Origin of the sequence: Paraburkholderia sartisoli, assembly GCF_900107685.1 — a bacterium.
In the GTDB taxonomy this organism is placed as follows: Bacteria; Pseudomonadota; Gammaproteobacteria; order Burkholderiales; family Burkholderiaceae; genus Paraburkholderia; species Paraburkholderia sartisoli.
In genome coordinates, this window is record NZ_FNRQ01000001.1 from 1 (window position 1) to 11,622 (window position 11,622).

The following is an 11,622-nucleotide window of genomic DNA, read 5'->3' on the forward strand; positions in this document are numbered from 1 at the left end:
CCACACCGGCATCCAGGCGGCGATTGCCAGGTTGCGATCGACGCCCGGATACCAGACCCGTTGGACCATGGTCTCGCAGCTTGCCCACGAGCCGGCGAATCTGCCGCGTCGTCAGTCCGAGTCTCTCGGCAGCACGCCACGGCTTGAGTTTGCCGTCCACCACGTCCTGAATGACCTTGAATCTGTCCAGCTCGCGCATCGTCATCGTGATCCGTTCCATTGCAACCATCGAAGCCTCCAGTCCCGCGAAAACAGCGGCTGGCTAGCATACGACGGCATCAAAAGCGGACATTTCTATCTAGCTAAAAGCGGACATTACCAGGTAGCCTCTACAAGCCAGAACAACGAAAAAACCCCTTATGTCAGTTTCGACCGCTTCCGCGAATACCCAAAATAAACAACCAGCCCAAGACCGAGCCAGACAACAAACGCAACCCAGGTAACAGCCTGAAGATTAATCATCAGAAACAGACAGGAAGCCACCGCCAGCACCGGCACAACCGGCACGCCGGGACACCGGAACGCCCTCGGCAACGCCGGATGCGTCCGGCGCAAAACCAGCACGGCCACCGAAACCATCGAAAACGCCGCCAGCGTGCCAATATTGATCAGTTCAGCCAGCACGTTCAACGGCACCAGCGCGCCAATCAAACCAAAGAAAATCCCGACAATCCACGTCGTCAGAAACGGCGTCGCAAACCTCGGATGCACCTTCGACAGCGCCGCCGGCAACAACCCGTCCCGCGACATCGCGAAAATCACCCGCGTCTGTCCGTATCCCATCACCAGAATCACAGTCAGCATCCCAAGCACCGCGCCAAGGTCGATAAACCCCGCCACCCATTTCTCACCAGCAACCTGCAACGCGTACGAAACCGGATGCGAAATCGAAGCAAACTGCGCCGACGGCACAATCCCCGTCACCACCGCCGCCACGGCCACGTACAACACCGCGCACACCCCCAGCGATGCAATGATCCCGATCGGCAAATCCCGCTTCGGATCGCGCACTTCCTCGGCCGCCGACGACACGGAATCAAACCCGATAAACGCAAAGAACATCACCGCGGCCGCGCCAAATACACCGTTCCAGCCGTTCGGCATGAACGGATGCCAGTTCGCCGGCGTGACGTGAAACACACCCACCGCGATCACCAGCAGCACGACAGTCACCTTGATCGCGACCATCACGTTGTTGATGCGCGTCGATTCGCGGACGCCAATCGACAGCAGCGTCGTGATGGCCATCATCACGAGAAACGCCGGCAGGTTGAACAACGTCGCGACACCCGGCACGGCGCCCGGCGCCGCCGTCAGTGCAACCGGCAGCGAGATGCCGAAGCCGGCCAGCAGCGATTGCAGATAACCCGACCAGCCCACCGAAACGGCCGACGTCGCAAGGCCGTATTCCAGCATCAGGTCCCAGCCGATGACCCACGCGGCCAGTTCGCCAAGCGTCGCGTACGAATACGTGTAAATGGAACCGGCAACCGGAATCGTCGAAGCGAACTCGGCGTACGCAAGCGCCGCGAAGCCGCACGCAACGGCGGCGGCGAGAAAGGAAATCATCAGCGCCGGGCCCGCCTGGACGGCACCCGTGCCGGTCAGCACGAATATCCCCGTGCCGATAATGGCGCCCACGCCAAGGAAAGTCAGGTCCAGCGCGCCGAGCGCCTTCTTCAATCCGGCGCTCTGCGCGCCGGCCAGCATGTGTTCGATGTTTTTCTTGCGAAAAAGGGACATTGGCGAAGTTCTCCTGAAAAGCACGCCCCGGCGCGCCGAATGTCGGGGAAAACCCGCGATTCTAGCGGACGCGCGCCCGGAGCCCTCACGGCGACGGCAATCTGCATAACGCTGTGTGGGAAGGGAAACGCGTGATTTCGCGTGGAATTGGGCACGCATTTTCGCGACAGGCGGTCGCGGCACGATTTTCCGCTCGCGATCTCAAGCGGATCGGCAGGAAGCAACTTCAATGCGGCAATCCGGCCATGGCCGCGGCCGCGGCAGGGAGCGCGGTAGCGCTTCGGGCGCCTGGATTTAACCCGTCATCGCCGGGTTGAGGTCGACGAGCCGGTTGCTCATCACGTAGAACGTGAGCTCGGCGTTGTTGTTCAGCTTCATCTTTTCGAGCAGACGCGTGCGGTACACGCTGACTGTCTTCACCGAAAGCGACAGCGCGTTGGCAATGTCGGTCAGCCGCTTGCCGGACGCGAGCATGCACAGCGTCTGGTATTCGCGGTCGGAGAGCTTTTCGTGCGGCATCTGCTCGCCGTCGAACGAGACGTAATCCGCGAGCGCCTCGGCCATCGCGGGGCTCACGTATTTGCGGCCGGCGGCCACCTGCTGGATCGCGGCGATCATCTGCGCGGCGTCGACGGTCTTCGACAGATAGCCCGAAGCGCCCGCCTTCAGCGCCCGCACGGCGTATTGATCCTCGCGATACATCGAAAACATCATCACGGGCACGCGCGGCACCTTGCGCTTGACGCGCTTCAACACCTCGACGCCGTTCATGTCGGACAGCGAGATGTCGAGCAGAACGATGTCGAACGCGTGCTTCGAGACGGCGGCGAGCGCTTCGCCGCCCGTTTCCGCTTCGGCGACGTCGCTTGCGACCTCACGGTCGAGCAGCAGCTGGCGCACGCCCTGGCGAACCACGGCATGGTCTTCGACGAGCAGGATGCGCAGGCTTTTCATCGGCGGTGCAGCAGCACGCCACGTGGCGCGCTGTCGGCGTGCGAATGCGATCCGGCGAGCAACGCTTCCCACGCGAAACGGGCGCGGACGGTCGTGCCGCGCATGTTGCCTTTGCTTCGCGTGCCGTCTGTCGCCTGCGTCGTGTCCGTGCTGCACGTGCTGTTCATGCCGCGTGCGTGCCTCGCGTCGCCGCGCTCGCCCGCGTTGTGGCGCGCCGCGCGCGGCCCAGTGCCCGCGGCGATCCGCAGCGTGCCGTCGAACGCCGCGCACCGTGCGCGCATGCCGGCGAGGCCGAAACCGCCCTCGTCGTCGTCGCGCGGCATGGCGGCACGGCGGGACACGCCGATGCCGTCATCGGTGACGGTGAGCGTCAGATGACGCCGCGAGCTTTCGAGCCGGACGTCCGCGCCGGATGCCCGGGCGTGTTTCGCGACGTTGTTGAGCGCTTCCTGCGCCGCGCGAAACACGGCGAGCGAAGCGGCGGCCGGGAGTTGGGTGAGCCGCACGTCGGCCGCGCAGACGAAGCTGGTGCGCAGTCCGGTGCGGGCGGCGAACCCGCCCACCCACTGCGACAGCGTGCCGACGATGCCCGCCTCCATCTGCGGACCGTGCAGGTCGGCGACGGTGCGGCGCGTGGCTTCGCACACGGCATCGAGCGAGCGCCTGACGGCTGCGAGCGCGGCGACGCATTGCGGCGGCGCATTGCGGCGGCGCATCGGCGGGCAGCCACGTGTCGACGTTCGCGAGCGCGAAGCGCGTGGCGGTGAGCTCGGCGCCGACGCCATCATGCAGTTCGCGCGCGAGCTGGTCGCGCGCCCGTTCCTGCACTCCGATCAATTCGGCCGCCAGTTCCCGCACGCGCGAATGGAGCTGCGCGAGCTGACGGGTGGCGGATGTCGGGACGGCGTCTGGCGGAAGATGGAGCGAAGCGGCGGCGGCAAGCGCCGCGACCGCAAGCGCATCGGCAGAGGAAGACAGGTCGAAAATGGCCGCGCCGCGGGTTTCCCGCGCAGCGGAGCCCGGTGTATCCGCGCTCATCGGAATCACTGTCGACGTATCCATGACCCTCCCCATTCAGGAAGCAGCTTCAACGGGACTTGCGTGCGCCAGGCGGCCAGCACGGACAAACGGCAGCCGGATGTCCGGTAAATGCACATTCCGGCACAATCCCAACGACGGAAAAATACCACGTCTTGATGTAACGAAATTTACATTTAGTAACATCGGCTCCGGTCCTTTTTACTGGGGTCGCTGATGAGCGGTGCTGGGCTGCAATAATATCTCAAAATAGGGGGTAATGCAGGCCCAGTAAGGCGAAATCATTGCTCGTGATGCAATGATCCATTCCTGAAGGTGGTTGAATTTGTAGGAATAATGCTGACGTGTGAGGTAAGTATTGTGTGTGAATATGTAACGGAAAACGAGGGAAAACGCGCATGCACCGGATGATGAAAACCGCGCTTAAACGCGGCAAGCAGCCGCGTCGTTATCTGCCGTCGGGCCGTTTTCGAATGACATTCAATGGCCGTCAGATGCGCGGCGGGCCGGCTGTCAGAGGCGTGGAAAAGCAAAAACCGGAGCGCAAGGCTCCGGTTTCTGTTTGCAGCGAGGCAACGCGAGGCGGCCGGACGGCCGCGACGGTGCGGTTCGAAGGGTTTTAGCCCACGAACGCCTTTTCGATCACGTAGTGGCCCGGCTTGTTGTTGCTGCCTTCCTGGAAGCCCATGCTGTCGAGCAGTTCGCGCGTGTCGCGGAGCATATGCGGGCTGCCGCAGAGCATCACGCGGTCGTTTTCGAGCGAGAAGTGCGGCAGGTCGACGTCTTCGAACAGCTTCTTCGTTTCGATCAGTTCAGTGATGCGGCCACGGTTGTGGAACGCCTCGCGCGTGACGGTCGGGTAATACACCAGCTTCTCCTGGATCAGCTCACCCAGATGCTCGTGCTCCGGCAGGTGGTCGGTGATGTATTCCTTGTACGCGAGTTCGTCGACGAAACGGCAGGTGTGCGTCAGCACGACCTTCTCGTAACGGTCGTACACGTCCGGGTCCTTGATGATCGACATGAACGGCGCGAGACCCGTGCCCGTGGACAGCAGCCACAGCGTCTTGCCCGGCAGCAGGTTGTCGGCCATCAGCGTGCCCGTCGGCTTCTTGCCGATCAGGACCTGGTCGCCCACCTTCAGATGCTGCAGACGCGACGTCAGCGGGCCGTCCTGCACCTTGATGCTCAGGAATTCGAGGTTCTCTTCGTAGTTCGCGCTCGCCATGCTGTAGGCACGGATCAGCGGCTTGCCGTCGACTTCGAGGCCCACCATCGTGAACTGGCCGTTTTCGAAGCGGAACGACGCATCGCGCGTGCAGGTGAAGCTGAAAAGCGTATCGGTCCAGTGGTGGACGCTCAGGACGGTTTGTGGATTCAGGTTGCTCATGGCTTCTGGAATAGTGCGAAAACAGGACTGCCAGACGAACACGCCGGCCGGCACGGCAAGGGCGATGCAGCGCGAACCCGTTTTGGGGAACGATGCGCAGTCCGCTATTTTACCGCGCCTGCACCTTGAAGGTGGCGGCGCGGCAGTTGCGCGGGATCCGGCGGATATCGAACGCATGGCCGGCACCCGAAACGACAATACGACGGCGGCGGCAAAACAGGACGGCAATGCGACGAAGATGAAGCCAGGGTAGTGCGGGAGATGGGCAAACCACGCGCAGGTGGCCGCCATCCGGCGTCCGGAGCCTACGCGGATGCGCACGCATGCGGACAACGACGCCGCTGATGATACCGAATCCGGCGATGCGTCGCAGCATAAACCCTGCTGGCGAAAGGTCAACGCGGCCCGAAAAGTGCTCTTTTTCGTCGGTTTAGCCCCGTTTTGCCGGTTCTTGCCGCCGCGAACGGATGTTGCGCCGGACGCCGGACGCGTCGCACGAACGTCGGAACCGGAGCTACCCTGGAATCAGCTTTCCGCCGCCAGCTTCGCGCCGAGGCCAACCAGCGCCGCGCCGCAGAAGCCGTCGATCGGCCGGCGCAGCCGGCGGTAGCCGCGCTGCGTGCGCTCCGTCGCGAACATCAGCGCGACGCTGCCGTACCACCCCGCCGAAAGCGTCGCGATCATCGCCAGCACCACGCCGTAGAACCACAGCGGCGCGTGCTGCGGGAACATCGTCGCGAAGACGCTGGTCCAGAACGCGCACGATTTCGGATTCGTGAGGCAGGTGACGAGCCCCGTGCGCCACGCGCGAAAGTGCGCGGCGGCATCGGCGGCGGGTGGCGCCACATCGACGACCACGGGCGCTTCGTCGCGCCTTGTGGCCGCGCGCAGCAGTTTGAAGCCGAAATAAATCAGATACAGCGCGCCCGCGATCCGGATGCCGTTGTACAGCCAGTCGATTTTTTGCAGGATGGTGGCAAGGCCAAGCATCGCGAGCGAAGCCCAGATCGTCGAGGCCGTGCCGACGCCGAGCGCCGAAGCCGCGCCGAGCCTGCGACGGCCCGCCAGCGAAAGCTGCGTGATCATGAAGAAGTTCGGGCCGGGAGTGATCGCCGCGATCAGGTAGACGACGGCGATCTGCAGCAGGATCGGAATGTAGTGGACGTGCATGTCGGTTCGCAGGAAAAGCCCGGATGCCGGGCGTTCTGGCGCGCGAAAGCAGCATCGCGCGCGTGGCAAAGCGCGATTTTACTGCGATCCGCTCCCAAACCCCCGCGCGAGCCGCACGGTCAGCTTGCCGCCGCGCTGCCCGCGCTACCCGCGCCGTCCGCGTTGTCGGCGTTGTCGACGTTGTCTTTTGCGCCACGCTGTTTCAGCACACGCGCCTGCAGCACGATCACGAGCAGCAGGAACACGCCGCGAATCACCGACTGCCAGTACGCCGACAGGCTGATGAACCCCATGCCGTTTTCGAAGTTCAGCAGGTTGAACACGAGTCCGAGCAGCAGCACGCCGGCGATCGTCATCGCAATCGAGCCTTCGCCGCCCGTGAGCAGCGTGCCGCCCAGCACGACCGCCGAGATCGCGAACAGCTCCCAGCCGACGCCCTCGTTCGGCTGTCCCGCGCCGAACTGCGCGGCGAGGATCACGCCGGCAAGACCCGCCAGCAGCCCGCTCACCGCGTACGCGGCGATCAGCGTGCGATCGACGTTCAGCCCCATCAGCCGCGCCGCTTCCTCGCTGCCGCCGATTGCCAGTGAGTGCCGCCCGAAGCGCGTGCTGCGCAGCGCGAGCCAGCCGGTCACGGCGGCCACGAGCGCCACGAGCCCTGGAATCGGCAGTCCGAACAGGTCGCCCTGACCGAAGTTCGCGAAATTCGAATCAGACGAGATCGACACCGCATCGTTGCGTCCGAGCAGCAGCGCGGCGCCGTGCGCGCCGAGGCTCGTCGCGAGCGTCGTGATGAACGGCAGGATCTTGAGGCGCGTGATGATGACGCCGTTCAGCACGCCGACCGCGAGCCCGGCGAACGCGCCCGCCAGCACCGCGACCCAGCCGCCGTACGGGCTCGCCAGCGCCGCGACGACGCTCGAAAGCGCCGCGACCGTGCCCACCGACAGATCAATGCCGCCCGTGATGATCACGAATGCCATGCCGACGGATATCAGCGTGAACATCGAGTTGTATCGCCAGAACGACGTGATGTTGTACGCCGACGCGAAATGTTCGTAACGCACGACGCCGAACACGAGCAGCAGCGCCAGCGCCAGCAAAACGGGGAGATTCTTTTTCATCGCAATGGAATCCTGTGTGGCGTTCAGCGCGCGCGGCGCTGCACATACACCGCGGCAATGATGATGCCGGCCTTCACCACGAGCGCGGCGGCATCCGGGATGCCGTGCGCGAGCAGCGTGTAGCGCAGCAGCTGGATGATCAGCGCGCCGATCAGCGTGCCGCCGATATACGCCTTGCCGCCCGTCAGCGCGGTGCCGCCCACCGCGACCGCCGCAATCGCATCGAGTTCGATGCCGAGCCCGACCACGTTCGCATCCGACGACGAATTCACCGAAATCGAGATCAGTCCGGCGAGACCGGAGAGCGCCGCGCAGACGGTGTACGCGATCAGCTTCACGCGGGCCGTCGGCACGCCGCAGAGGTACGCCGCTTTCTCGTTGCCGCCGGTGACGAGCAGATACTGGCCGAACAGCGTCTTGCGCACGATCCACACGAAAAGGCACACGAGCGCGAACATCAGCAGCACCTGGAACGGCACGCCGCCCACCTTGCCGAGCGCGATCCACTGGAACGCGGGGGTGTTGAACGCCTGCAGGCTGCCGTCGGTGATGACCTGCGCGATGCCGCGTCCGGCGATGAACAGCACCAGCGTCGCGACAATCGGCTGCACCGACAATCGCGTGACCAGCAGGCCGTTGAAGACGCCGCATACGGCAGCGGCAATGATCGGTAACGTGAACGCGAGTGCGATGCCGAGCGGGCCTTCGATGTTCATGAAGAGCATCGGCGCGAGCGCCCCGGAAATCGCCATCGAGGCGCCCACCGAAAGATCGATGCCGCCCGTCGCGACCACCAGCGTCATGCCGATGCCGACGATCACGATTGTGACGACCTGGGTCAGGTTGACGTTGAACGTCTGCAGCGACCAGAAGTGCGGCGTGAAGATCAGATTGAAGACCAGCATCGCGAGCAGCACGACGATTTCGCGCTGGATCGGGATGCGGCGGCGCGCCTTCGTTTTCGTGTCCAGCACCGGCACCGGCGCCGAAGTCACCGGCGTGGCGGGCAGGGGCGCCGCGGGCTCGTTACGCAACGACTCATGCGCCATGACCGGGGCCCTCCGCTGCGTCGTCCACGTGCGCCGCGCTCACCGCTTCCGCCAGTTGCGACGGGCCGTCGCTGCCGTACGCAATCGCGTCCATGATCGATGCCTCATTCATTTCGCCGCCGTTCAGTTCGGCGACCGTGCGGCCGTCGCGGATCACGACGGCGCGGTCCGCCACGGCGGTCAGTTCTTCCAGCTCCGATGCCGACATCAGTACCGCGAGCCCGAAGTCGCGCAGCTCGCGCACGATCTTCGCGACGTCGGCTTTCGCGCCGACGTCGATGCCGCGTGTCGGTTCGTCGAGCAGCAGCACGCGGGGTTGCGTCGCGAGCCAGCGCGCGAGCAGCACTTTCTGCTGGTTGCCGCCGGAGAGTTCGCGGATCGGCTGGTCCGGCGAGCGCAGCTTGATGCCGAGCGACGCGATGAAGCGGTCCACGATCTCCTGCTGCTTTTTCACGTCGACGATGCCGTGTTTCGACAGCGTGCGCAGGCAGACGAGCGTGAGGTTGTCGCGCACCGACAGTTCGGGGACGATGCCTTCGAGCTTGCGATCTTCGGTGAGATACGCGAGGCCGCGCGCGATAGCGTCCTGCGGCGACTTGAGCGCGACCGGCTTGCCGTCGATCTCGAGCGCGCCGTGCGCCGCCGGATCGGCGCCGAACAGCAGGCGCATCGTTTCCGTGCGGCCCGAGCCGAGCAGGCCGGCGAGGCCGACCGCTTCGCCCGCGTGTACGTCGAGCGAGACGTCATTCACCTTCGGATGCGCGGCGAGATTTTTCGCGGAAAGGGTTTGTGCGCCGCGCCGCGCGAGGTTTGCCTCGCGCGCGGCGGTGTCGTCCTGCACGACGGCGGCGAGCGTGCGGCCGAGCATCGTCGTGACGAGTTGCAGCTTGTCCATGTCGGCCATCGCGCTTTGCGCGACCGTCTGGCCGTCGCGCATCACGGTGACGCGATCGCACAGCGCGTACAGCTCGTCCAGCCGGTGTGAGACGAAGATCACCGCGCGGCCGTCGTCGCGCAGCTTGCGCACGACGTTAAAGAGCAGTTCCACCTCGCGTTCGTCGAGCGACGACGTCGATTCGTCCATGATGACCATCTTCGCGTCGGACGACACGGCGCGCGCGAGCGAGACCATCTGCTGGATCGCTGTCGAATAGCTGCCGGCGGGCTTTTTCACGTCGATCTGCAAGCCGAACGATTCGAGCAGCGCGGCGGCGCGTTGCTGCACCGCACGCCAGTCGATCAGACCAAAACGGCGCGGCTCGCGGCCAAGGAAGATGTTCTCCGCGACCGAGCGGAACGGCACGAGGTTGATCTCCTGATAGATCGTGCTGATGCCCGCTTCACGCGCTTCCTTCGGCGTGCGGAAATCGATCTCGCGTCCCTCGAAGCGCACGGTCCCGCCCGCGCGGCGATACGCGCCCGTGAGGATCTTGATCATCGTCGACTTGCCGGCGCCGTTCTGGCCGATCAGCGCATGCACCTCGCCGGCGGCCACGCTCAGTTGCGCGCTGCGCAACGCGGGCACGCCGCCGAAGCTGATCTGGATGTCCTGCATCTCCAGCAAGGGCGGCTGCCCAGGCTCTCGCCCGGTGGCCTGAAATCCGGTACCGGTATGCGTCACGTGTGTCTCCTGATGCGTGTTCCCGTTCCGCGCGGCGTGTGCCGGGGAACCGGTGCGCGCAGGTGCATGAATGCGTGGAGGATCGTCCGGTGCGCGCGTGCCGGCAGGGCGGCGCGCGGCGATCCTTTTTTCGTCGATCGACATCGATCGGGATGCGACGGGCGGCGACCGGACTGGCGTGCAGTGCCAGTATTGCGCGAGTCGCGGGCCGGCGCAAAAAGAGCGTTGCGGCGTGCGCCGCACAGGCCGGTTCCGTGCGCCAGCCGGCGTCTGCAAGCCGCGCCGACAAAGCGAAGCGACGTTCCGCGATGGCGCGGACACGTCGCCTCGAACCCTCCCGCTGGCCGGACGCCACGGCATCCGGTTGCAGGTCCAGCCCGGAACGGACAGCTTCCGGCTCACCTGCCCTTCGTTTCCTGATCCGGCTTGCCAGACGAACAGACGAATGCGCCTAGTAGCCGTACTGCATGCTTTCCTTGATGTTGCTCTTGTCGTAGAAGCGGTCGGACACCTTCACCCACGTCGGGATCTTTTCGCCCTTCGCGTAGCGTTGCGCGACGTCGCAGGCGAGCGGGCCGAAGAACGGGCTCGACTGCACGCTCGCACCGAGTTCGCCGGCTGCGATGGCGTCCATGCCGCCCTTCGTGCCGTCGATCGTCACGATCTGGATGTCCTTGCCCGGCTGCTTGCCGGCGGCCTTGATCGCGGCGATCGCGCCGAGCGCCATTTCGTCGTTGTGCGCGTAGACGGCAGTCACGTCCGGATGCGCCTGCAACAGCGTTTCCATGACCTGGCGACCCTTGTCACGCGCGAAGTCGCCGCTTTGCGAGGCGATGATCGTCATGCCCGGGTTTTTCGCGATGATCTCGTCGAAGCCCTTCTTGCGGTCGTTCGCCGCCGAGGCGCCCGTCGTGCCTTCGAGTTCGATGATCTTCGCCTTGCCGCCCGTCGCCTTGACGAGCCAGTCAGCGGCGCGGTGGCCCTGATCGATGAAGTCCGAGCCGATGAACGTGATGTAGTCGCGGCCCGCCTTCGCCACCGACTGGTCGACGTCACGGTCGACGAGAATCACCGGAATGCCGGCCTTCTTGGCCTGCAGCACGACCGGTGCGAGCGGCTTTTCCTCACGCGGCGGGAACACCAGCAGATCGACGTGCTGCGCGATCATGTTCTGGATGTCCGAAACCTGTTTGGAATTCGAGCTGTTTGCATCCGTCAGGACGAGCTGCCAGCCACATTTCGCGGCGATGTCCTTGAAGCTCTTCGTTTCCGCGAGACGCCACGGGTTGTTGCTTTCGGTCTGCGCGAAGCCGACCTTCAGCGGGGTTTTGTGGGGCAGTTTGGGCAGGGCGTCGTCGGCGTGCGCCGTCGAGATGCCGAAGCCGATTGCCAGTGCCAGAACCGATCCGACGAGCGGACGTACCCGCTGCGGACGCTTTTGCTTGAGCGACGCCATGTCTTCCTCCAGTGCCTTGGTTTAATTGCTTTTTGCTTTGCGATGCACCGGCCTCAGCGACGCGTTTGTCACATCGT

Annotated in this window: 11 protein-coding genes and 1 pseudogene; 2 read left to right on the plus strand and 10 right to left on the minus strand. The window is 64.7% G+C overall.

Going from position 1 to position 11,622, the window contains the following annotated elements:
- The 4 genes and pseudogenes from BLV45_RS00005 to BLV45_RS00020 all read right to left on the minus strand — a co-directional run.
- Positions 1–229, minus strand: a 229-nt coding sequence (locus BLV45_RS00005) for a helix-turn-helix domain-containing protein (RefSeq protein ID WP_143130364.1), incomplete at its 3' end; no start/stop codon positions are given.
- A 128-nt stretch (positions 230–357) separates the two neighbouring features.
- A complete protein-coding gene (locus BLV45_RS00010) occupies positions 358–1,743 on the minus strand; it encodes an amino acid permease (protein ID WP_090527152.1) in 1,386 nt (461 codons plus the stop codon).
- Positions 1,744–2,037: 294 nt separating this feature from the next.
- A complete protein-coding gene (rqpR, locus tag BLV45_RS00015) occupies positions 2,038–2,697 on the minus strand; it encodes a response regulator transcription factor RqpR (protein ID WP_090527155.1) in 660 nt (219 codons plus the stop codon).
- Positions 2,694–3,759, minus strand: a pseudogene (locus tag BLV45_RS00020) (sensor histidine kinase). The gene rqpR and the pseudogene BLV45_RS00020 overlap by 4 nt, the downstream one beginning before the upstream one ends.
- A gap of 374 nt (positions 3,760–4,133) precedes the next feature.
- On the opposite strand from BLV45_RS00020, the gene BLV45_RS00025 reads away from it, so the two are divergent.
- Complete coding sequence (locus BLV45_RS00025; RefSeq protein ID WP_090527158.1) at positions 4,134–4,358, plus strand: hypothetical protein; 225 nt, start codon at positions 4,134–4,136, stop codon at positions 4,356–4,358.
- On the opposite strand, the gene BLV45_RS00030 is transcribed toward BLV45_RS00025, so the two are convergent.
- Entirely contained in the window at positions 4,355–5,125 is a 771-nt protein-coding gene (locus tag BLV45_RS00030; protein ID WP_090527161.1) for a ferredoxin--NADP reductase, read from the minus strand. The two genes, BLV45_RS00025 and BLV45_RS00030, sit on opposite strands and share 4 nt — an antisense overlap.
- 64 nt (positions 5,126–5,189) lie before the next feature.
- Here BLV45_RS00030 and BLV45_RS00035 point away from each other — a divergent pair, with 64 nt between their 5' ends.
- Complete coding sequence (locus BLV45_RS00035; protein WP_090527164.1) at positions 5,190–5,378, plus strand: hypothetical protein; 189 nt, start codon at positions 5,190–5,192, stop codon at positions 5,376–5,378.
- Between the two features lie 272 nt (positions 5,379–5,650).
- Here BLV45_RS00035 and BLV45_RS00040 read toward each other — a convergent pair whose 3' ends face one another.
- The 5 genes from BLV45_RS00040 to BLV45_RS00060 all read right to left on the minus strand — a co-directional run bounded on the left by BLV45_RS00040 (position 5,651) and on the right by BLV45_RS00060 (position 11,545).
- On the minus strand, positions 5,651–6,295 hold the full coding sequence (locus tag BLV45_RS00040) for a LysE family translocator (protein ID WP_090527168.1): 645 nt from the start codon (positions 6,293–6,295) through the stop codon (positions 5,651–5,653).
- A gap of 119 nt (positions 6,296–6,414) precedes the next feature.
- Positions 6,415–7,419: an ABC transporter permease gene (locus tag BLV45_RS00045; RefSeq protein ID WP_090527171.1), complete on the minus strand. Its 1,005-nt coding sequence runs from the start codon at positions 7,417–7,419 to the stop codon at positions 6,415–6,417.
- Between the two features lie 23 nt (positions 7,420–7,442).
- Positions 7,443–8,468, minus strand: a complete 1,026-nt coding sequence (locus BLV45_RS00050; RefSeq protein WP_090527174.1) for an ABC transporter permease — start codon at positions 8,466–8,468, stop codon at positions 7,443–7,445.
- Entirely contained in the window at positions 8,458–10,023 is a 1,566-nt protein-coding gene (locus tag BLV45_RS00055) for a sugar ABC transporter ATP-binding protein (RefSeq protein ID WP_090527177.1), read from the minus strand. Before BLV45_RS00055 ends, BLV45_RS00050 begins: the two co-directional genes overlap by 11 nt.
- Positions 10,024–10,540: 517 nt before the next feature.
- Positions 10,541–11,545, minus strand: a complete 1,005-nt coding sequence (locus BLV45_RS00060; protein WP_090527179.1) for an ABC transporter substrate-binding protein — start codon at positions 11,543–11,545, stop codon at positions 10,541–10,543.
- Positions 11,546–11,622: the final 77 nt, after the last annotated feature.